Origin of the sequence: Thioalkalivibrio sp. ALE16 (assembly GCF_000381305.1) — a bacterium.
Classification (GTDB): domain Bacteria; phylum Pseudomonadota; class Gammaproteobacteria; order Ectothiorhodospirales; family Ectothiorhodospiraceae; genus Thioalkalivibrio.
Map to the genome: position 1 here is coordinate 38,751 of NZ_KB906354.1, position 20,846 is coordinate 59,596.

The 20,846-nt window shown below is 67.4% G+C and carries 19 protein-coding genes; 11 read left to right on the forward strand and 8 right to left on the reverse strand.

Annotation, left to right across the window (positions count from 1 at the left end; genetic code table 11):
• Positions 1-2: 2 nt before the first annotated feature.
• The 3 genes from yidD to rpmH are packed head-to-tail and all read right to left on the reverse strand — an operon-like array spanning position 3 to position 767.
• Positions 3-260, reverse strand: a complete 258-nt coding sequence (gene yidD, locus F627_RS0100225) for a membrane protein insertion efficiency factor YidD (protein WP_017943060.1) — start codon at positions 258-260, stop codon at positions 3-5.
• Positions 257-610 carry a ribonuclease P protein component gene (gene rnpA / locus F627_RS0100230; RefSeq protein ID WP_018867609.1) on the reverse strand — a complete coding sequence of 118 codons (354 nt, stop codon included), beginning with the start codon at positions 608-610 and terminating at the stop codon, positions 257-259. The genes yidD and rnpA overlap by 4 nt, the downstream gene beginning before the upstream one ends.
• Before the next feature lie 22 nt (positions 611-632).
• A complete protein-coding gene (gene rpmH, locus F627_RS0100235; protein ID WP_018141118.1) occupies positions 633-767 on the reverse strand; it encodes a 50S ribosomal protein L34 in 135 nt (44 codons plus the stop codon).
• A gap of 153 nt (positions 768-920) precedes the next feature.
• On the opposite strand from rpmH, the gene dnaA reads away from it, so the two are divergent.
• The 9 genes from dnaA (at position 921) to F627_RS0100280 (ending at position 13,587) form a co-directional block, all read left to right on the forward strand.
• A complete protein-coding gene (gene dnaA, locus F627_RS0100240; protein ID WP_018876791.1) occupies positions 921-2,291 on the forward strand; it encodes a chromosomal replication initiator protein DnaA in 1,371 nt (456 codons plus the stop codon).
• 246 nt (positions 2,292-2,537) lie between these two features.
• Positions 2,538-3,641, forward strand: coding sequence for a DNA polymerase III subunit beta (gene dnaN / locus F627_RS0100245; RefSeq protein ID WP_018876792.1), 1,104 nt, complete (start codon positions 2,538-2,540; stop codon positions 3,639-3,641).
• A 324-nt stretch (positions 3,642-3,965) separates the two neighbouring features.
• Complete coding sequence (locus F627_RS0100250; protein ID WP_019582940.1) at positions 3,966-5,048, forward strand: DNA replication/repair protein RecF; 1,083 nt, start codon at positions 3,966-3,968, stop codon at positions 5,046-5,048.
• Positions 5,049-5,173: 125 nt separating this feature from the next.
• Positions 5,174-7,603 (forward strand): DNA topoisomerase (ATP-hydrolyzing) subunit B, encoded by a 2,430-nt coding sequence (gene gyrB / locus F627_RS0100255; protein ID WP_018867605.1) that lies wholly within the window; start codon positions 5,174-5,176, stop codon positions 7,601-7,603.
• A gap of 35 nt (positions 7,604-7,638) precedes the next feature.
• The gene (locus F627_RS0100260; protein ID WP_019582941.1) at positions 7,639-8,154 is read left to right on the forward strand and encodes a hypothetical protein; all 516 of its coding nucleotides are present in this window, start codon (positions 7,639-7,641) and stop codon (positions 8,152-8,154) included.
• A 130-nt stretch (positions 8,155-8,284) separates the two neighbouring features.
• Positions 8,285-10,333: a M3 family metallopeptidase gene (locus F627_RS0100265; RefSeq protein ID WP_019582942.1), complete on the forward strand. Its 2,049-nt coding sequence runs from the start codon at positions 8,285-8,287 to the stop codon at positions 10,331-10,333.
• On the forward strand, positions 10,330-11,097 hold the full coding sequence (gene xth, locus F627_RS0100270) for an exodeoxyribonuclease III (protein WP_019582943.1): 768 nt from the start codon (positions 10,330-10,332) through the stop codon (positions 11,095-11,097). Before F627_RS0100265 ends, xth begins: the two co-directional genes overlap by 4 nt.
• Before the next feature lie 42 nt (positions 11,098-11,139).
• Complete coding sequence (ubiD, locus tag F627_RS0100275) at positions 11,140-12,603, forward strand: 4-hydroxy-3-polyprenylbenzoate decarboxylase (RefSeq protein ID WP_019582944.1); 1,464 nt, start codon at positions 11,140-11,142, stop codon at positions 12,601-12,603.
• 3 nt (positions 12,604-12,606) lie between these two features.
• Complete coding sequence (locus tag F627_RS0100280) at positions 12,607-13,587, forward strand: alpha/beta fold hydrolase (protein ID WP_019582945.1); 981 nt, start codon at positions 12,607-12,609, stop codon at positions 13,585-13,587.
• Here F627_RS0100280 and F627_RS0100285 read toward each other — a convergent pair.
• A complete protein-coding gene (locus F627_RS0100285) occupies positions 13,584-14,165 on the reverse strand; it encodes a hypothetical protein (protein WP_019582946.1) in 582 nt (193 codons plus the stop codon). The genes F627_RS0100280 and F627_RS0100285 overlap by 4 nt on opposite strands.
• Positions 14,166-14,350: 185 nt before the next feature.
• On the opposite strand from F627_RS0100285, the gene F627_RS0100290 reads away from it, so the two are divergent.
• Positions 14,351-15,379, forward strand: coding sequence for a CDP-6-deoxy-delta-3,4-glucoseen reductase (locus F627_RS0100290; RefSeq protein WP_018876801.1), 1,029 nt, complete (start codon positions 14,351-14,353; stop codon positions 15,377-15,379).
• A gap of 231 nt (positions 15,380-15,610) precedes the next feature.
• Here the strand turns inward: F627_RS0100290 and F627_RS0100295 are convergent, their stop codons facing one another.
• The 4 genes from F627_RS0100295 to F627_RS0100310 form a co-directional block, all read right to left on the reverse strand.
• Positions 15,611-16,441, reverse strand: coding sequence for a uroporphyrinogen-III synthase (locus F627_RS0100295; protein ID WP_019582947.1), 831 nt, complete (start codon positions 16,439-16,441; stop codon positions 15,611-15,613).
• Positions 16,442-16,445: 4 nt separating this feature from the next.
• On the reverse strand, positions 16,446-17,390 hold the full coding sequence (gene hemC, locus F627_RS0100300; protein WP_081618404.1) for a hydroxymethylbilane synthase: 945 nt from the start codon (positions 17,388-17,390) through the stop codon (positions 16,446-16,448).
• A gap of 135 nt (positions 17,391-17,525) precedes the next feature.
• Positions 17,526-18,248 carry a LytTR family DNA-binding domain-containing protein gene (locus F627_RS0100305; RefSeq protein WP_019582948.1) on the reverse strand — a complete coding sequence of 241 codons (723 nt, stop codon included), beginning with the start codon at positions 18,246-18,248 and terminating at the stop codon, positions 17,526-17,528.
• The gene (locus F627_RS0100310; RefSeq protein ID WP_019582949.1) at positions 18,245-19,276 is read right to left on the reverse strand and encodes a sensor histidine kinase; all 1,032 of its coding nucleotides are present in this window, start codon (positions 19,274-19,276) and stop codon (positions 18,245-18,247) included. The genes F627_RS0100305 and F627_RS0100310 overlap by 4 nt, the downstream gene beginning before the upstream one ends.
• A 115-nt stretch (positions 19,277-19,391) precedes the next feature.
• On the opposite strand from F627_RS0100310, the gene argH reads away from it, so the two are divergent.
• The gene (gene argH / locus F627_RS0100315; RefSeq protein WP_018876803.1) at positions 19,392-20,840 is read left to right on the forward strand and encodes an argininosuccinate lyase; all 1,449 of its coding nucleotides are present in this window, start codon (positions 19,392-19,394) and stop codon (positions 20,838-20,840) included.
• The last annotated feature ends 6 nt before the right edge of the window (positions 20,841-20,846 follow it).

The following is a 20,846-nucleotide window of genomic DNA, read 5'->3' on the forward strand; positions in this document are numbered from 1 at the left end:
GACTACTTTGAGGGTCGGGTGCTAGGAGAATCGGAACGCGGTGCCGGAACCGGATCATAACCGCCCGGGGACCAGGGGTGGCAGCGCAGGATGCGCCGCAGACCCAGCCAGAAGCCCCGCAGGACCCCGTGGGTCTCGACCGCCTCGACGGTATACGCCGAGCAGGTCGGATAGTGACGGCAATGCGGGGCCATGAACGGCGAGATCCCGTACTGGTAGGCCCGCACGGGCAGCAGGGCAATCTTGCGGGGCAGGCTCATTGCAGACGTTCCAGCAGGCTGTCGATTTCGGCGCGCAATGCGCGTCGCTCGGCGCTCGCCGCGCCACCCCGCGCCAGCACGATCATGTCGAGCGGCGGCAGCTGGGCGCGGCGCACGCGGAACGCCTCGCGCACGATGCGCTTGATCCGGTTGCGGTCCGTGGCATGGCGCACATGCCGCTTGCCGATAGCCAGGCCCAGACGCGCCTCGCCGGTCTCCGAACGCCGATAGAGCAAGGTCAGGTCGCGACCGCGCTGACGCCGGGCATCCTCGAATACACGCTGGTAATCCGCGCCCGTCAGCAAACGGACGCGGCGCGGAAAGGTCTGGATGGCTGGCGCCGCGGTCACGGGAGCCGGCGCGCCGCCCGGTTTACGGGCAGAGGCGCTTGCGGCCCTTGGCGCGACGGGCGTTCAGGACCTTGCGGCCACCACGGGTGGCCATACGGGCCCGGAAGCCGTGCGTGCGGGCGCGGACGAGCCGGCTGGGTTGGAAAGTGCGCTTCATGTCGGTTCCCGGTGACGCTTGGTTAAAGGGCGGTGAAAACTATCGCCATCCGGGGACAAAGTCAATCTCGGGGTCGGCAAGCCGCTGGCACCGCAGGGGCCCATCGGCGTAGACTCGGGGACTTCCATTCCCCGCCGCCCCGGAGACAAACGCGTGTCAGCCAATGCCCTGTGGACAGCCTGTCTGGACCGCCTGCAGGGGAAGGTCAGCGAGCAGCAACTCAACACCTGGCTGCGGCCGCTGCATGCCGAGGAGTCGGGGGGCACGCTGCGCCTGCTGGCGCCGAATCAGTTTGTGTTCGAGCATGTGCGCGACCATCTGCTGGCCTCGATCGAGGAAACGGTCGGCGAGCTGCAGCCTGCCAACGATCCGGGCGGTCGGCGCGTGCGCCTTGGCATCGGCGGTGCGGAGCTGCCGGCGGCTCCGGCCCCCGATCCCCACGAGTCCCAGCGCGAGCGGGCCGCAGCGGAAAAGGCAAGCCCGGCGCCGCGGCCCCAGGGTCCGGTCAGCAACCTGAACCCCGCGTTTACCTTCGACACCTTTGTCGAGGGGAAATCCAACCAGCTTGCGCGGGCGGCGAGTCTGCAGGTCGCGGAGAATCCCGGGGTCGCCTACAACCCGCTGTTCATCTACGGCGGGGTGGGTCTGGGCAAGACCCATCTGATGCATGCGATCGGGCACAGCATCCTGGCGCGGCATCCGGAGGGGCGGATCATCTACCTGCACTCCGAGCGTTTCGTGGCCGACATGATCAAGGCGCTGCAGCACAACGCGATCGACGAGTTCAAGCAGCACTACCGCTCCGCGGACGCGCTGCTGATCGACGACATCCAGTTCTTCGCCGGCAAGGAGCGTTCGCAGGAAGAGTTCTTCCACACCTTCAACGCCCTCCTGGAAGGCCAGCAGCAGATCATCCTCACTTCGGATCGCTATCCGAAGGAGGTCGAGGGCCTCGAGGAGCGACTGAAGTCGCGCTTTGGCTGGGGCCTGACGATTGCGATCGAGCCGCCCGAACTGGAGACGCGGGTCGCGATCCTCCAGCGCAAGGCCGAGCAAGCCGGGATCGAGCTTCCCACCGAGGTCGCCTTCTTCATGGGCAAGCGCATCCGGTCCAACATCCGCGAACTGGAAGGCTCGTTGCGTCGGGTGATCGCCAATGCCCACTTTACCGGCAAGCCGATCACGCTCGACTTCGCGAAGGATGCGCTGCGGGACCTGCTTGCCGTTCAGAACAAGCTGATTACGCTGGAGAATATCCAGAAGACCGTGGCGGATTACTATCGCGTGAAGGTCGCGGATCTGCTCTCCACCCGGCGCAGCCGTTCCATCGCCCGGCCGCGTCAGATCGCGATGGCACTGGCCAAGGAACTGACCCAGCACAGCCTCCCGGAGATCGGCCAGGCCTTCGGCGGGCGCGACCACACCACCGTCATCCATGCCTGCCGGAAGGTGGTCGAGTTGCGCGAGGCAGATGCAAGCCTGGACGAGGACTACTCCAATCTGTTGCGGACACTGAGCAGTTGAACGCGGTCCATTCCGGTCGGCCGAAACCTGTGGATAACCTGGGTGCAACGCCGGTATGGATTCGTGGAAAAATTCGACGGCCAAACTGTCCACAGGTTGGCAACAGGCTTCACAGAGGTATCGGCAGCCCCTGGAATCTTATCAAGTTGCTGATTAAAAAGAATGTATAGGGTTTTCTTCACAGGGAAGTCGGCCTCTTATTATCACTAGATGAATATCTAAACAGACTAGATACAGGACATCGCCATGGAACTGTCTTTCAATCGCGAGACGATGACCGAAGCGCTGCAACGGATTGTGGGCGCGGCCGAGAAACGATTGACGATGCCCATTCTCGGGAACGTGCGCCTGCGCCCGGATGACCATGGCGCGATCCGGATGGACACCACCGATCTCGAACTCGCTTGGCAGGCCGGCGCCGAGGGCGCAATTCCCGGGGAGTGCGATGTCACGGTCTCGGTTCGCAAGCTGCTCGACGTGGTCAAGGCCGCACCGGCCGACAGCGAGATTCGCGCGAAGGTCGAGGGCGAACGCATGACGGTCGGTTTCGGAGGCTCGCGCTTCAGTCTGGCCACGCTCCCGGGGGCAGATTTTCCCGACTGGGAGGCGCGTGGGTCCGAGGCCGTGCTGGATGTGCCGCAGAATCGGCTACGCCGATTGCTCGAGGCCACGATGTTCTCCATGGCTCAGCAGGACGTGCGCTACTACCTGCAAGGGCTCCTGCTGGTGGCCAGTGGCAACAGCCTGCGTGCGGTAGCCACGGATGGCCATCGGCTGGCGCTGGCCGAGGTGGAGCTGGAGCAGCCGGTGGAGGAGCGAATCGAACGTATCGTGCCGCGCAAGGCCGTCGCCGAGCTGCGGCGCAACCTGGCCGATGACGACACGTCGGTGCGCATCGGCTTCGGGGAAGACCAGGTGGTGTTCGAACTCGGCAGCGCGGTGTTGCGCAGCAAGGTGATCGAAGGACGGTTCCCGGACTACGAACGGGTGATCCCGGCGGATCTGCCGGCGACCCTGCGGGTGGACCGCGAGATCCTGAAGCAGGCACTTGGGCGCGTCGCGATTGTGGCAAGCGACAAGTATCGGGGCGTGCGGATGGTGCTGGGCGAGAGCGGGTGTCAGGTCATGACCCATAACGCCGATCGTGAAGAGGCCCAGGAGTCGGTGGAGGCGGAATACGACGGGGGCCCGATGGAGATCGGGTTCAACCTGGGCTACCTCGCGGATGTGCTGAATGTGCTGGAGACCGACCAGGTGCGGATCGGGCTGCGCGACGGCAACTCGTCCATCCTGATCCAGGCGGAACCGCCAGGCGGGGCACGCTACGTCGTCATGCCGATGCGGCTCTAGGGAAACACCGATCCATGTATACGCTCGCGTTGGTATCCCGGGTTTTCCGAGACCGGACGCGTCGTGCATCGGCTAGTTCTACCCGCCCGTTTCTGATGGATTCGGGGCGCAACGCAGGATCGGGGAACAGGGGGCGCCAACCTCGCAACCGAATCAACGAAGGGGCTCGGCCGCTCGTTTTTAATGACAACGGGCGCGCGCACGGCGTTGCGGCTCACCTGTAGCAGAATGACTGCACGGCCGTCGCAGCGCATTAAACGCACGCAAAAGCGACTCGAGCGCGAGCGTGTCGATGAATTCGTGTTTCCGTAGGCTGGAGGTTGTGTGCTGGAGTCGCTCTGGTGGCAGGGGGTGCGGAATCTCGAGGAGCAGACGCTGGCACTGGGGTCGGGGATCAATCGCCTGATTGGCCCGAATGGCGCGGGAAAGACTTCGGTGCTTGAGGCCGTCCACATCCTCGCGGCGGGGCGTTCGTTCCGGACGCAGCAATTACGGCGGGTATTGCGTACGGGCGGCGAGTCGCTTTGGGTTGGCGGAGAGGTCCGCGACGGGCGTGGCGGGGCGCACCGCCTGGGCGTCGTCTGGGATGGGGCGCGGCGATCCCGCCTGGATGGTCGCTGGATGGAGGGCCATGCGACGGTGGCCGAATGGCTGCCGGTGCGCACCCTGCATGCCGGTTCGTTCGAATTGCTGACCGGGGGTCCGGAGGAGCGGCGTCGTCTGCTGGACTGGGGCTGTTTTCATTCAATCCCGGGATACCGTGAGAACTGGCAACGCTGGAAACGCGCCCACGATCAGCGCAATGCGGCCCTCCGCACCGGCGACCGGGCTGCCGCCCGGGAGTTTGAACGCCCGTGGGTGGAATTCGGGGTGGCGATCAGCGAGGCGCGGGCGCGGTACGTCGAGGCTTGGGAAGGGGGCACCGCAGAGGCAGCGGAACGATTCGGGTTTGGCGACCGGCTGGGCGACCTGGGCTTGCGGGTTCGCATGGGGTGGGATCGGGACCGCAGTCTTGGGGAGGCCCTGGAGCGTAGCCGGGGCAGCGACGAGGAGCGCGGGTTCGCGCAGGTCGGGCCACAACGGGCGGATATCGACCTCCGGTTGGCGGGGCGGGCGGCAGCCGAGGCCTCCCGGGGGGAGCAAAAGCGGGTCGTGACAGCGCTGGTTGGGGGGCAGGCCCGAATGCTGGAACGCGAGTGCGGTCGGGCACCCGTGGTGCTGCTGGACGATGTCGTCTCCGAACTGGACCGGGAGGCGGTGGAGGGGCTGATGGCCGGACTGAGGGTGTCGGGTTGGCAGATCCTGGTGACGGCCGTGGAGGATGCGGTGCCGGGGCTGGTTGGAGCGGACGCGGGCGAATTGTTCCACGTGAAACATGGCCGCGTCACACCGAGCACCCTCGCCTGATCCTCTTCGCTGTCGCGGGCCCATGGACGCCCCGACGCTCCCGCGGCCTCTCGACGCCCCCCCACCGGTCGCCCCCGTCTTTGCGCTATACTGGCGTGTCTGCAACTCGCCGGATGACCACCTGCATGTCCGATATCGAATCCCAAGATCCCGCCGCCTACGATTCTTCCCAGATCCGTGTCCTCAAGGGTCTCGACGCCGTGCGCAAGCGACCCGGGATGTACATCGGCGATACCGATGACGGGACGGGCCTGCACCACATGGTCTTCGAGGTCGTCGATAACTCCATCGACGAGGCCCTGGCCGGTTACTGCGACAGCATCGAGGTCACGATCCACGAGGACAACGCGGTCTCCGTCAGTGACAACGGTCGCGGTATCCCGGTGGATATCCACGAAGAAGAAGGCAAGTCCGCGGCCGAGGTCATCCTCACCGTCCTGCACGCCGGCGGGAAGTTCGACAACAACTCGTACAAGGTCTCCGGCGGGCTTCACGGTGTGGGTGTCTCGGTCGTGAACGCCCTTTCGGAAGAGCTGCGCCTCGAGATCCATCGCGACGGCAAGCGCCACGAACAGACCTACCACCTCGGGGTCCCCGCGGCGCCGCTGGCCGAGGCCGGCACGACCGACCGCCACGGCACCCGCGTATGGTTCCGGCCCAGCCCCGAGATCTTTACCGACATCAACTTTCACTACGAGGTGCTGGCCAAGCGTCTGCGCGAACTGTCGTTCCTGAACTCGGGGGTCCGCATCACCTTGCGCGATCATCGCGACAACCGCGAGGAGACGTTCGTCTTCGAGGGCGGGATTCGGGCCTTCGTCGAGCATCTCAACCAGAAGAAGACCGCGTTGCATCCCACCGTGGTCTATGCCGACCAGATGCGAGATGACTATGCGGTCGAGGTGGCGCTGCAGTGGAATGACTCCTACCAGGAGAATATCTTCTGCTACACCAACAACATCCCGCAGCGCGATGGTGGCTCCCACATGGCGGGCTTCCGCGCGGCGCTGACGCGGACCATCAACCAGTACCTGGAGACCGAAGGCCTGATCAAGAAGGCCAAGGTGGCCACGGCGGGCGACGACATGCGCGAGGGCCTGACGGCCGTACTGTCGGTGAAGGTGCCCGATCCGAAGTTCTCCTCCCAGACCAAGGACAAGCTGGTCTCCTCGGAGGTCAAGCCGATTGTGGAGAGTGTGCTGTCGGACGCCCTCAACAACTTCCTGCTGGAGAATCCGCAGGAGGCCAAGGCGATTACGGAGAAGGTCCTGGACGCCGCGCGTGCTCGCGAGGCCGCCCGCAAGGCCCGCGAGGTGACCCGCCGCAAGGGGGCCCTGGATATCGCCGGGCTCCCCGGCAAGCTGGCCGACTGCCAGGAGAAGGATCCGGCCCAGTCCGAGCTCTACCTGGTGGAGGGGGACTCCGCGGGCGGATCGGCCAAGCAGGGGCGGGACCGTCATTTCCAGGCCATTCTGCCGCTGAAGGGCAAGATCCTGAATGTCGAACGGGCGCGCTTTGACCGCATGCTCGGCTCGGCTGAGGTCGGGACCCTGATTACCGCCCTGGGCTGCGGTATCGGCAAGGAAGAGTACGACCCGGACAAGCTGCGCTACCACCGCATCATCATCATGACGGATGCCGACGTGGACGGCTCCCATATCCGAACCCTTCTGCTCACGTTCTTCTTCCGCCAGATGCCGGAGCTGATCGAGCGCGGCCATGTCTATATCGCCCAACCGCCGCTGTACAAGATCAAGCGTGGCAAGCGCGAACAATACGTGCGCGACGAGGCCGAGATGGGCGAGATCGTGATCTCTCTGGCCCTGGATGGTGCCGCGCTTTATCCCAGCCCGGATGCCCCGCCCATTACCGGCGAGGCCTTCGAGGATCTGGTGAAGGGCTACCAGAAGGCCGCCCGCGCGGTCGAGCGCCTGGGCCGCATGTACGACCCGCGCATCCTCTGGGCGATGCTCGAGGCCGACGCCATCCCGGAGCCGCGTAGCGTCACCAATCCGGAGGTACAGGCCTGGTTCGGCCGCATCCTCGAGGGGCTCTCCAGCGACAAGGCCGGCGCGACGCGCTACAGCCTGGGGGCAGTGACCGACCGCGACGGCCATGCCCAGCTGAGCCTGGACCGGATCGAGCACGGCGCGGCCCTGTCCCAGTACATCAACGACGATACGCTGGCCTCGCGTGATTTCCAGGCTGTGCTGGACCTCTCCGCCCGACTCAATGCGTTGCTGGACGAAGGCGCCTACATGAAGCGCGGTGAGCGGGTCCACCTGATCGAGGGATTCTCGGAAGCCATGGAATGGCTGCTGCACGAAGGCCGCCGCGGCCTGGCCACCCAGCGTTACAAGGGTCTGGGCGAAATGAACCCGGACCAGCTTTGGGAAACCACCATGAATCCCGAATCCCGCCGCCTCTTGCAGGTGCGTGTCGAGGACGCGATCCGGGCCGACGAGATCTTCACCACCCTGATGGGGGACCAGGTCGAACCCCGACGCGACTTCATCGAGACACGGGCGCTGAGCGCGGAGAACGTCGATATCTGACGGGCCCCGCCTCGCCCCGAATGTAGCCCCTGCGCATGGAGGTCCTGGCTGTCATCCTCACGCTGGTGGTCCTGAGCCTCGTCGGCTTCCGGCTGCACACCCACCTGGCAATCCACGAACGCCGGGTCGTCTCCGCCTGGAATCGCCTGGACACACTGCTTACGCAACGCAACGGCCTCCTGCACATGATGGGATTGGCCGACCCCGATCCGCTCGTCGACGTCCAGACCGCCCTGCGTGCGCAGGAGGCTGCCCGACGCCGCGGCGATCTCCCCGCGCTGGCCCGAACCGAGCGCAGCATTCGAGCCACGTGGGACTCCTATCTATATGAATTATCAAAAGAAAACGAGTTACCGCCGGCGGTTGTCGGGCGCACACCGGAACGCGTTGCGGCCCTGGATCAGGCCATCACTGACGCCCTCGCGCGATACAACGCCGCGGTAGCCGACTTTTCCGCCATGCGCAGGCACTGGGCCTTGGGCCCCCTGGCGCGCCTCGCGGGCTATCGAGCCTTCGCTCCCATCGGCCCGCCGCCCGACTCGTCATCCTGAATCGGGACGCAAACCCCAGGGGGAACACCCTCCCGGGGATGCGGTCCGAATGGCATAATCCGCAGGCAGTCGCGCCCGCGTGCCATGACCGGTTCGCGCGACCCTGGCTCACCCGACCCCTGGAGAGACCGTGTCCAATCCCCTGCTGCAGACCGACCGGCTGCCCGCCTTCCGCTCCATTGAACCCGAACACGTGCTGCCGGCGGTGGAAACCGTGCTGGTCGAGAATCGAACCGAGATCGACCGTCTCGTGGAAGCGGCCGGGGACCACCCGAGCTGGGATTCGCTGATCCGACCACTGCAGGAACTGGATGCCCGTCTGGATGCCGTCTGGTCCCCGGTCGGCCACCTGAACGCCGTGATGAACGGCCCCGCGATCCGCGAGGCCTACAACGCCAGCCTGCCCCTGCTTTCCGACTATGGCAGCTGGGTTTCGCAGCATCAGGGACTGTACCGCGCCGTCCGTGCCCTGGCCGACAGCGACGAATATGGAGATCTCCCGGCCCCCCGGCGCAAGGTCCTGGACGACATGCTGCGCGATTTTCATCTCAGCGGCGTGGACCTTCCCGAGCCCCAGCGCGACCGGCTGCGCGCGATCAACGCCCGGTTGTCCGAGCTCACTGCTCGTTTCGAGGAGAATGTGCTCGATGCCACCCAGGCGTGGACCTGGCAGACCGATGATCCCGCGGCCCTGGCGGGCATCCCCGAGTCGGATCGCGCCATGCTCGCCCAGAACGCCCGCGACCATGATCAGTCGGGCTTCGTCGTCACCCTCGACATCCCGAGTTACCTCGCGGTGATGACCCATGCCGAGGATCGCGAGCTGCGTTACCGGGTTTATGAGGCCTTCACCACGCGAGCCTCCGATCGCGGGCCGGGGGCCGGCAACCATGACAACTCCGAGATCATGGTCGAGATCCTGCAGCTGCGCGCGGAAAAGGCAGATCTGACGGGCTTCGCCCACTATGCCGAGCGTTCGCTGGCGACCAAGATGGCCACCAGCGCCGAACAGGTCGAAGGGTTCCTGCTGGATCTTGCCCACCGCGCACGCCCCCGGGCGGAACGCGACCTCGAGGAATTGCAGAGCTTTGCGCGGGACGAGCTCGATCTGGAGACCCTGGAGGCCTGGGACATGGCCTTCGCCGCGGAGAAGATGCGCGAACGGCGCCTGGGCCTGAGCCAGGAGATGCTGAAGCCCTATTTCCCCGCCGACCAGGCCGTGAACGGCCTGTTCGGCCTGGTCCAGCGCCTGTTCCAGGTCCGCTTCGAGCCTGACGACAGCGTCGAGACCTGGCATGATGATGTCCGCTTCTACCGTATTTTTGACGCGAACGGCGCGGAACGCGCCGGCTTCTACTTCGATCTCTACGCCCGCAAGAACAAGCGCGGGGGCGCCTGGATGGATGTCTGCCGCAACCGCTTTGTCTCGGGTGATCGCGCCCAACTGCCGGTCGCGTACATGACCTGCAACTCCACCCCTCCGGTGGACGGCAAGGCCGCCCTGTTCACCCATGACGAGGTGATCACCCTGTTCCACGAATTCGGGCATGGACTCCACCACATGCTGACCCGCGTCGACGAACCGGACATCGCCGGCATCAACGGGGTCGAGTGGGATGCGGTGGAACTCCCCAGCCAGTTCATGGAGAACTGGTGCTGGGAGCGCGAGGCCCTGGACCTGTTTGCCCGTCACCACGAGACCGGGGAGGCGATGCCCGAGGACCTCTACCAGCGTCTTCTGGGCACGCGTCACTTCCATGCCGCCCTGCAGCTGCTGCGCCAGGTCGAGTTTTCCCTGTTCGATATGCGCCTGCACGCCGGTCCGCCCCCGGGCGACGCGGCCGCCATCCAGCACCTGCTGGAGGCGGTTCGGGAAGAGATCGCGGTGGTGCATCCGCCGGAATTCAACCGCTTCGCCCACGGCTTTGGCCACATCTTCGCCGGCGGCTATGCCGCTGGCTATTACAGCTACAAGTGGGCCGAGGTCCTGTCCGCGGACGCCTTTGGCCGCTTCGAGGAAGAGGGCCTGTTCTCCCCGGAAGTCGGCGCCGCCTACCTGCACGAGATCCTCGAGGCGGGAGCCTCACGGCCCGCCGCTGATTCCTTCCGGGCGTTCCGGGGTCGTGATCCCGAGATCGATGCCCTGTTGCGCCACAGCGGCCTGGAGGACGCCGCGTGAAGATCGCCAGCTGGAACGTCAATTCGCTGAAGGTGCGCCTGCCGCAGGTGCTCGAGTGGCTCTCGAGCTCGCGCACCGACATCCTGGCGCTGCAGGAAACGAAGCTGACCGACGAGAATTTCCCCGTGGCCGCTATTCAGGACGCCGGCTACCAGGTGGTGTACTCCGGCCAGAAGACCTACAACGGCGTGGCAATCCTTTCGCGCACCGAGGCGACCGAGATCGTCACCGACCCGCCCGGGCTCGAGGACGCCCAGCGCCGTATCCTGGCTGCAACCATTGGCGACATCCGCGTGGTCAACCTGTACGTGGTCAATGGCGAGAACGTCGGCACCGAGAAATACGCCTACAAGCTCGACTGGCTGGCACGCATGCGCGACTGGCTGGCCGACGAGATCGCCCGGCATCCGAACCTGGTGGTTCTGGGCGACTTCAACATCGCCCCCGACGATCGCGATGTGCACGACCCCGAGGCCTGGCACGAACGCATCCTCTGCTCCACGCCCGAACGCGAGGCCCTGGCGGCGCTCACCGGTCTCGGCCTGGTCGATACCTTCCGCGCCTTCGACCAGCCGGAGGCGGAGTTCTCCTGGTTCGACTATCGCGCCGCGTCGTTCCGCCGCAACCGCGGTCTGCGCATCGACCTGGTCCTGGCCAGCGCGCCCCTGCAGGCGCGCCTGCAGGCCGCCGGCATCGATCGCGAACCGCGCTCCTGGGAGCGCCCTTCCGACCATGCCCCGGTCTGGGCGGAATTCTCCGACTAGCCGCGACCACTCACCGGCCCGCCTGACCACTGGGAGCGACCCGTGAAGTACAAGGATCTGCGCGATTTCATCGACGGCCTCGAACAGCGCGGCGAACTGCGTCGCATCACCCGCGAGGTGGACCCGAACCTCGAGATGACCGAGATCGCCGACCGCGTGCTGCGCGCCGGCGGCCCGGCCCTGTTGTTCGAGAACCCCACCGGGTCCGACATCCCGGTTCTGGCCAATCTCTTCGGTACTCCCGAGCGGGTGGCCATGGGTATGGGCGAGGACTCGGTCGAGGCCCTGCGCGAGGTGGGACGCCTCCTCGCCTTCCTCAAGCAGCCGGATCCGCCCAAGGGCCTGAAGGCCGCCTGGGAGCAGTTGCCGGTCTTCCGCAAGGTCCTGGACATGGCCCCGAAGAAGACCCGCGGGGCCGCCTGCCAGCGCCATGTGATCGAAGGCGACGCGGTCGACCTGTCGACCCTCCCGGTGCAGACCTGCTGGCCCGGGGACGCCGGCCCACTGATCACCTGGGGGCTGGTGGTCACGCGCGGCCCCGAGAAGTCGCGCCAGAACCTGGGCATCTATCGCCAGCAGGTGATCGGTCGCAACCGGGTGATCATGCGCTGGCTGTCGCATCGTGGCGGCGCGCTGGATTTCCAGGAGTGGACCCGCGCCCATCCCGGCGAACCGTTTCCGATCGCCGTCGCCCTGGGCGCCGACCCCGCCACCATCCTCGGCGCGGTCACCCCGGTGCCCGATACCCTGTCGGAATATGCCTTTGCCGGCCTGCTGCGTGGCAGCCGTACGGAGGTTACCCGTTGCATGGGTTCCGACCTCGAGGTGCCGGCGTCGGCCGAGTTCGTGCTGGAGGGCCATATCCACCCGGGCGACACCGCGCCCGAAGGCCCGTTCGGCGATCATACCGGCTACTACAACGAGGTCGACGAGTTCCCGGTGTTCACCATTGACCGGATTACCCACCGCGACGACCCGATCTATCACTCCACCTACACCGGCCGCCCCCCGGATGAACCCGCCGTCCTCGGCGTGGCCCTGAACGAGGTCTTTATCCCGATCCTGCAGAAGCAGTTCCCGGAGATCGTGGACTTCTACCTGCCCCCCGAGGGTTGTTCCTACCGGCTTGCCGTGGTCTCCATGCGCAAGCAGTACCCGGGCCACGCCAAGCGCGTGATGATGGGCGTGTGGTCGTTCCTGCGTCAGTTCATGTACACCAAGTTCGTTATCGTGGTCGATGGCGATGTGAACACCCGCGAATGGACGGACGTGATCTGGGCCATCACCACGCGTATGGACCCGGCGCGGGATACCACGCTGGTGGAGAACACCCCGATCGACTACCTGGACTTCGCCTCCCCGGTGTCCGGTCTCGGATCGAAGATGGGCATGGACGCCACCTCCAAGTGGCCGGGCGAGACGGATCGCGAATGGGGGCGGCCAATCGCCATGGACGAGGCGGTGAAACGCCGGGTCGACGAGATCTGGGATGACCTGGGGTTATGACGCGTGAGCCGCCGCGCCGCGCGGGCCGGTGGCTGGCTGCTGCCGGGCGTGCTGCTGGCCCTGGCCGGCTGTGCCGCCGTCCCGGAGCGTGACTCGATGCGCGCGGACTCAACCTCTGCCGAGCAAACCCCCACCGCGACCGCGTTTGCCCCCGACCGCATCCGCCACTGGCCGGCCGATACCCCGGCGGCGGTGGTGATCGCCCTGCACAGCTTCCGCGACCATGCCGGGGCGTATGCCTCCCTGGGTCCGTGGCTGGCCGAACGCGGCTACAGTGTTCATGCCCTGGATCAGCGCGGGCATGGCGCCAGCGAGCCGCATGGGCGTTGGCCGGGGATGCAGCCCGTGATCAACGATGTCGTTGCCATGGTCCATGCCGCCCGCGCGGAGGATCCGGACCGACCCGTCTTCCTGCTGGGGGAGAGCATGGGGGGATCGGCCGCACTGGCCAGCCTCGCCACGCATCCTGAACTCGATGTCGCCGGCGTGATGGGGGTGGCCCCGGGTCTGCGTGGCGGCATACCCGCGCGCGGATTCTGGGACGCCGCGGTGCGCACCGGCGAGACCCTGGCCGGAGGCCTGACGCTCACCATCGACCCCGACTACGCCGACAGCCTGGACCCCGCCGCAGTGGAGCGATTCGCCAATGATCCACGGGTCATCCGTCGAGTGCGGTTGGATACCTATGCCGGCGTGGTCTGGCTCGCGCAGTACGCCACCGATCACATCCACCATGTGACGGCACCGGTGGTCTATTTGTGGGGCGAGCAGGACGGGACCATCCTGAAAACCTCGGTATGCGCCGCCGCCCGCGCGCATCCCGGGCAGCGGGCGGAGGTCTGGACCGAACCGCACTGGCCGCACCTGCTCCTGCACGCCCCGGACTGGCCAGCCACCGCCACCCGACTGGTCGACTGGATGCAGCGGGTGACGGACGATCCGTCGGGCCCGCGGGTCGCGGGCGAACCCGCAGCCTGCGACTAGTCGCCCAGGTGGGCGCCGTCCACCGGCGCCGCCGACCAGGTCGCGATGTCGCGGCCCATCGCCTGCACCGTGCGGCCGAGCACCGAGCACGACCCTTTGAAGCCACCAAACGCACCGCCACCGGAGAAGCGCCGCGAGGTAAAGCTGGCCTCCTCCTGACCATCGCTATAGAGCGTGCCGGCGGCCTCGGTGACCTTGCGATGGCCGATCCAGGCATTGCCGCCACTGACCGCGTCGGTCAGCTCCACCACCAGTACCTGACCCCCGGCGGAGGGGTTGACGCTCGCCTCGCGTTCGAACCGCAGACCCTGGTCGGCGCCATAGTGGGCGATGAACTCGGAGAACTGTTCCTCCAGGTTGCACTCCTGGCGGATATTGCTGGCGATGGTGGCATCGTCACTGTAGGGCACCGAACGGGCGACCCGGATGACCGGTGCATCCGCCGGGACATCCGCGGTCGCGGCCGGGGTGTCGGCCTCGGCCGCGCGGTCACTGGAATCGGTGGAACGGGTCTCGTTGGAGGCACAGCCTGTCGCGAGCAGCAGGCCGGCCCCGGCCGCAATCAGCAGATGGCGCATGGCATTCCCTTGTCGTTTTTGTGGAACAGAGCCGATTCTGCCCAACCCGCTCGCAGGGCGAAACCCCCCTCGCTGTTTCCTGGATTGGAGAGCTTTCCACCGGGGGCCACCCGGACCGATTGCGGTTGCTTGCGTTACCTGCGCGATTGGCGAGAATGTTCGGCTTTCCGCGACCGGGGGTTTCCATGGCGTTCGATGTCACCATTCAGCCCAGTGGCCACGTGTTCGAGGTCGAGGACGACGAGACCGTGCTCGAGGCCGCCCTGCGCCAGGGCTACGCGTTTCCCTACGGCTGCCGCAATGGCGCCTGCGGCTCCTGCAAGGGGCGGGTCCTGCAGGGCGAAGTCGATCACGGCCCGACCCGGCCGCAGGGCATCACCGACGCCGAACTGGCCGACGGCATGGCCCTGTTCTGCCAGGCCGTGCCGGTGGACGATCTGGAGATCGAGGTGCGCGAGATCGGCGCCGCCCGGGATATCGTCGTCAAGACCCTGCCGTGCCGTGTGGCGGAGCTGAACCGCCTCGCGGACGATGTGATGGAGCTGCGCCTGCAGCTACCGGCCACCGAACGCCTGCAGTTCCTGGCCGGGCAGTACCTGGACGTGCTGCTGAAGGGCGGCGACCGCCGCAGCTACTCGCTCGCCAACGCCCCGCATGACGATGCCCAGCTGGTTCTACACGTGCGGCAGATGCCGGGCGGGCGTTTCTCCACCATGGTGTTCGAGGAGCTCAAGCCCAAGGCCCTGCTGCGCATCGAGGGCCCGCTCGGCAGTTTCTTCGTCGACGAGGAATCGCCGCGGCCGCGCCTGTTCGTCGGCGGCGGCACCGGTTTCGGACCGCTGAAGGGTATGTTGGATCACCTGGCCGCGGAGGGGCTGGATCGGCCGCACCACCTGTTCTGGGGCGCGCGCGCGGCGGAAGGCATCTATGCCCCGGACTGGCTCACCCGAATGACGGACGAGCACGCCGAGTATTTCCGCTTCACGCCGGTCCTGTCCGATACCCCGGCCGAGACGGCCGCCGGTTTTGCCGCGGTCAGCGGCTGGCCGCACGACGCGGTGCTCGCTGAATATCCGGACCTGTCCGGCTTCGACGTCTACATGGCCGGGCCTCCGGCCATGATCCACGCCGCCCGCGAGGCCTTCCGCGCCGCCGGCCTGCCGCAGGAGCAGCTCTACTACGACAGCTTCGAGCCCGCCACCCCGGCCGAGTAAATTCGCCGGCGTTCGCAGGGCTTGTTCACCACGAAGCGCACGAAGGCACGAAGAAATTCAAGGGCGAAAAGCCTGAACAGGAAGACGCGAAGACAGGAAGATTTCTTGGGGGCATCAGAGAGTTCCCTGACGCTGGTGCTTGCAAGGCGTTGATCGTTTGGTCAACGCCCAAGCTGTAGAACCTTCCGATCTTCCAGTCTTCCTGTGAAAGGCTCTTGTCGTGGTGGATGATCAGGTGCGGTCCGTGCGTAGTTGGTCTGCCAGGCGGTGGACGGCGGCCAGCATGGCGGTGTCGGTGGGGTCCTCGGCGGTTTCCACCGCGGCCTTGAAGCCGAGTTCCCGCGCGATCTCGGCGATGCGCTCGCTGCCGACCACCAGCGGGGTCTTGCGCAGCCACATGCGGCCCAGCTTGCCGACCATCTCGTAGAGGTTGCGCAGGCCCTCGCCACTGGTGATGGTGATGATGTCGATCTGCCCGCGCGAGAAGGAATACATCAGTTCGCCGGTATCGCCCTCGGGGCGTCCGCGGCGGTAGGCCTCGGCAAAGGTCACCTCGGCGCCGCGTTCCTTCAGCGTGTCGCCCAGCAGCTCGCGCCCGCCGTCCCCGCGGAAGATCACCACGCGCTTGCCGGCCACGTCCTGCATGGCCTCCTGCGCCAACAGCGCCTCGCTGTCGAAACGCCGCGGGGGCAGGATATCCGCCGGGCGACCGAAGCCCTTCAGCTCCTGCGCGGTGCGGTTACCGATGGCGGCGATCTGCGTGGTCGCCGGCCAGTCGCGCTCCGCCAGTGCCAGGTTGAGTACGCGCTGCACCGCGTTCGGGCTGATGAACACCGCGATGTCGAAGTCCTCCAGCCGCTCCAGGATCTCCCGCAGGTTGGTGGGGTCGCTGGGGGCCAGGATCTCCAGCACGGGGAAACGGATCACCGTTGCGGCCTCCGCCGCCAGCGCCTCGCAAAAGGGCTCGGCCTGGGCGGCCGGGCGGGTCACCAGGATGCCGAGGCCGGCCAGCGGACCCTGACCCTCGGTGGCCACGGCGTTCTCGTCTGCGGATGCGGTCATGCGTCTACCCCTTTGTGTCCTGGCCGTGTTCGCGGTGGGCGGCCGCGAGCAGTTCACCCGCCCCCAGTTCCAGCAGCATGTCCGCGAGGCGAATCCCCAGGGCCTCGGCCTCGCCGCGCGGCCCGTCCACCTGGCGGCGCAGCAGGCGGCTGCCATCCACCGCGCCCACCAGTCCGTCCAGGTGCAGCTGGTCACCGTCCAGCGTGGCATGGGCCGCCAGCGGCACCTGGCAGCCGCCCTCCAGACGGCGGTTGAAGGCGCGTTCGGCACGCACGCGGTCGGCGGTGTCGGGGTCGTTGAGAGGCGCAATCAGGTCGCCGATCGCGCGGTCGCCCGCGCGGCATTCGATGGCGATGGCCCCCTGGCCGACCGCCGGGAGGCTGACGTCCGGCTCCAGGCAGGAGCGGATGCGTTCGTCGAACCCGAGGCGCTTGAGCCCGGCCGCAGCCAGCAGGATCGCGTCGTACTCGCCGGCATCCAGCTTGCCCAGGCGCGTGTTCACGTTGCCGCGCAGGTCGCGCACCTCCAGGTCCGGTCGCCGGGCCCGCAGCTGGCACTGGCGGCGCAGGCTGGAGGAGCCCACCCGCGCGCCCTGCGGCAGCTCGTCGACATGGGCGTAGCGGTTGGACACGAACGCATCATGCGGGTCTTCGCGGTCCAGGATCACCGGCAGTTCCAGCTGCTCCGGGAGCTCCATCGGCACGTCCTTCACCGAGTGCACCGCGATGTCGGCGCGGTCCTCCAACAGCGCGATCTCCAGCTCCTTCACGAACAGCCCCTTGCCGCCGATCCGGGCCAGCGGCGAGTCCAGCACGCGGTCGCCCTGGGTGGTCATGCCGACCAGTTCGACCGGACGCTCGGGTTCGCGGGCGCGCAGGCGGGCGGCGACATGTTCCGCCTGCCACATGGCAAGCGGGCTCTTTCGGGTGGCGATGCGTACTGGCTTCATGGGTCGTCCGGGCGAGCCACGGCGCGGGCGGCCGGGCGTTCAAAACGCACTAGTATAACGATCATGGCGGTCGGCCCCGAATCCCGCGCGTTTCCCCGGCCTTGATCCGCCGGATGTCCGGGGCGGGCCAGGTAGTCAGGTGCCGTTGCGCAGGTACTCGCGCACCCGCGGGAGCTGGCGGCGGCTGATCGGCATCGGGTCCAGGTCGTCGTGGAACAACAGGCGGTTGTCGGTAGGTCCGAGGGTTTCGATCCCCTTGATCGACGCCTTCACCGCCAGGCAGCCGCGGTGCACCCGCAACAGCGCCGGGCCGTAGAGACTCTCCAGATCCCGCAGGCGGCCATCCACAAAACCCGCCAGGCGCGCGGAACGCGCCATCACGTAGCCGCCCTCGGCGATGAAGATATCGACCCGCTCCAGCGGGACGCGCTCCTCGCGCCGACCCACCGTGATGTGCACCTCGTTGGGAAAGGTTTCGACCCGCCCCTGCTTCTGTTGCACCGCGCGCTGCAGCGCCTGTTCCAGCCGTTCGCGGCGTACCGGCTTCAGCACATAGTCGCGCACCCCCGCCTCGAAGGCCTCCAGCGGGAAGCGATCATGGGCGGTGACCAGGATCACGGTCAGCCCCGGGTCGGCGGCATGCAGGCGCCGCGCGAGCTCCAGCCCGGTTTCGCCGGGCATGTCGATGTCCAGCAGCAGGGCATCTGGCGTGTGGTCTCGCAGGCGCGTCTCGACCTCACCGGCGTGCGCGGCCTCTGCCACCACCCGATGCCCCAGCTCCCGGGCCAGGGCGCTCAGGCGCTGGCGGGCGATGGGTTCATCGTCGGCGACCAGCAAGTCCAGTGGGCGGTCGTTCATGGGGTTCCCTCCCGGGTCGCGAGGGGCAGCCGGATGCGGACCTCGAACGCCCCGTCGCCCCCCTCGGTTTCGAAGTGTACCCGTTCACCGAAGGCATGCTGCAGTCGCAGCCGCACGGCCTCGGTGCCGGTCCCGGTACCCTCGCCGCGGGCCTGCGCGTCCACGCTGTTGCCGAGGATCAGCGTCACCCGGCCCGAGTCCATGCGGCAGCGTACCCAGATGCGGCCCGCGCCGCGCGCCGGGGCGATCCCGTGCTGGATGGCGTTCTCCGCGAGCGGCTGCAGGAACAGCGTGGGCACCGGCACGTCCAGCCCGGCATGGTCGGGACAGTCCCAGTCCAGTTCCAGGCGCTCGCCGAAGCGGGTCTGCTCGATCCCGAGGAAGGCGCGGACCAGCTCCAGCTCCTCGCGCAGCGAGTGGCGGTCCCCGGTGGCGAAGGTGGCGCGGAACAGGTCCGCCAGATCCAGGGTGATCTGCTCCGCCCGTTCCGGGTCACTGCGGCACAGGCCGGCGATGGTGTTCATGCTGTTGTAGAGAAAGTGCGGGCGCAGGCGGGCGCGCATCGCCTGTTCGCGGGCCGCGGCTACGGCCCGGGTCTCGCGCTGCCAGGCCGCCTGCAGGTAGAGGTAGTGCATCGCCACCAGGCTGAGGATGGTCGCCACACCGATTACCGGCCAGCGCAGGGCCGGGTCGGCCAGCACCAGCTCCTCCGCCAGACGATAGACAATGGCCGTGTTGGCGATGGGCACCAGCGGCGGCAGCACGATCTGGGCGATCAGGGGGAGCCGGTGCAGCGGGCGCTTCAGGGCGCACAGGATCAGAAGGCTGGTCAGCGCCACCCAGAAGATGAACAGGGCGTGCAGCGCCAGGGCCGACAGCCAGTCCTGGCCGCCACCGCGCAGCAGGGCGATCGCCAGCGCCAGCAGCACGGCGACCATCAGCACCCGCAGCAGGGTCTCCGCGCTGCAGAAGTCCGGCAGCGGCGACAGCTCCCCGTTGGTCTGCCTGGCGGAGTCCCCCTGGGCCATGCGTCAGTTGCTCCCCTGGTACCGGGCCTCGTTCCGGGGACGTGGTCGTGCCATGTTCACCCCCCCTTTGTGCCCGTATACTTCCGTGTCTTTCCAAGTCCCTTCAGGAAGCACCATGACGCAGGATTCCCCGCACGACAAGCCAGCCGCCACACCCGCCGCCTCCGGCGAGGCCAAGCTGTGGGGCGGACGCTTCTCCGAGCCGACCGATGCCTTCGTCGAGCGCTTCACCGCCTCGGTGGCGTTCGACCGCCGTCTGTATCGCGAGGACATCCAGGGCTCCCAGGCCCATGCACGCATGCTGGCGAAGGTCGGGGTGCTGACCGACGACGAGGCCGCGCAGATCCTCGAGGGGCTGGACGCGATCCGCGACGAGATCGCCGCCGGTGCGTTCGACTGGCAGGTCGGGCGCGAGGACGTGCACATGAACATCGAGGCACGGCTGATCGAGCGCATCGGTGACGTCGGCAAGAAGCTGCACACCGGGCGCTCGCGCAATGACCAGATCGCCACCGACATCCGGCTGTGGCTGCGTGCGAGCATCGACGACATCCTGCGCCTGATCCGCGGCTACCAGGACGGTCTGGTCGCCCTGGCCGAACGCGAGGCGGAGACGGTGATGCCGGGCTTCACCCACCTGCAGACCGCGCAGCCGGTCACCTTCGGCCACCACATGCTGGCCTGGTACGAGATGCTGGAGCGCGATGCCGAGCGCCTGCGTGACGCGCGTCGTCGGGTGAACATCCTGCCGCTGGGCGCGGCCGCGCTGGCCGGTACGCCGTATCCGCTGGATCGCGAATACACGGCCGACTTGCTGGGCTTTGATGGCGTGACCCGCAACTCCCTGGACGCCGTCTCCGATCGTGATTTCGCCATCGAATTCACCGCGGCCGCGGCGACCCTGATGATGCACCTGTCGCGCCAGGCCGAGGAGCTGGTGCTGTGGACCAGCGCCCAGTTCGCCTTCATCGAGCTACCGGACCGCTACTGCACCGGTTCCTCGATCATGCCGCAGAAGAAGAACCCGGACGTGCCGGAGCTGGTGCGCGGAAAGACCGGCCGCGTCTATGGCCACCTGATGTCCCTGCTGACCCTGATGAAGAGCCAGCCGCTGGCCTACAACAAGGACAACCAGGAGGACAAGGAGCCTTTGTTCGACACCGTCGATACCCTGCTCGGGTCGCTGCGCGCCTTCGGCGACATGGTGCCGAACCTCGAGGTGCGGCGGGAGAATACCCTGGCCGCGACCCGCAAGGGCTTTGCCACCGCGACCGACCTGGCGGACTACCTGGTCGGACGGGGCGTGGCCTTCCGCGACGCCCACGAGGTGGTCGGCCGGGCGGTGCGCATCGCCCAGGAACGCGGGGTGGATCTGGCGGAGCTGCCGCTGGCAGAGCTGCAGGCGATCAGCCCGGCGGTGGGCGAGGATGTCTTCGCGGTGCTGACGCCGGAGGGCTCGGCGGCGGCGCGCAACCTCACCGGGGGGACCGCCCCGGACCAGGTCCGCCGCCAGGCCGCAGCGGCGCGCGAACACCTGGCCGCGCTGGCCCGCGCGGATACCTGACGCAGA

What these genes read in the sequence shown, in the direction of transcription:
- yidD (WP_017943060.1), bottom strand. Translation starts at nt 260, where the DNA reads ATGAGCCTGCCCCGCAAGATTGCCCTGCTGCCCGTGCGGGCCTACCAG.
- rpmH (WP_018141118.1), bottom strand. Translation starts at nt 767, where the DNA reads ATGAAGCGCACTTTCCAACCCAGCCGGCTCGTCCGCGCCCGCACGCAC.
- dnaN (WP_018876792.1), top strand. Translation starts at nt 2,538, where the DNA reads ATGGAACTGTCTTTCAATCGCGAGACGATGACCGAAGCGCTGCAACGG.
- gyrB (WP_018867605.1), top strand. Translation starts at nt 5,174, where the DNA reads ATGTCCGATATCGAATCCCAAGATCCCGCCGCCTACGATTCTTCCCAG.
- F627_RS0100260 (WP_019582941.1), top strand. Translation starts at nt 7,639, where the DNA reads ATGGAGGTCCTGGCTGTCATCCTCACGCTGGTGGTCCTGAGCCTCGTC.
- F627_RS0100285 (WP_019582946.1), bottom strand. Translation starts at nt 14,165, where the DNA reads ATGCGCCATCTGCTGATTGCGGCCGGGGCCGGCCTGCTGCTCGCGACA.
- F627_RS0100290 (WP_018876801.1), top strand. Translation starts at nt 14,351, where the DNA reads ATGGCGTTCGATGTCACCATTCAGCCCAGTGGCCACGTGTTCGAGGTC.
- F627_RS0100295 (WP_019582947.1), bottom strand. Translation starts at nt 16,441, where the DNA reads ATGACCGCATCCGCAGACGAGAACGCCGTGGCCACCGAGGGTCAGGGT.
- hemC (WP_081618404.1), bottom strand. Translation starts at nt 17,390, where the DNA reads ATGAAGCCAGTACGCATCGCCACCCGAAAGAGCCCGCTTGCCATGTGG.
- F627_RS0100305 (WP_019582948.1), bottom strand. Translation starts at nt 18,248, where the DNA reads ATGAACGACCGCCCACTGGACTTGCTGGTCGCCGACGATGAACCCATC.
- F627_RS0100310 (WP_019582949.1), bottom strand. Translation starts at nt 19,276, where the DNA reads ATGGCCCAGGGGGACTCCGCCAGGCAGACCAACGGGGAGCTGTCGCCG.
- argH (WP_018876803.1), top strand. Translation starts at nt 19,392, where the DNA reads ATGACGCAGGATTCCCCGCACGACAAGCCAGCCGCCACACCCGCCGCC.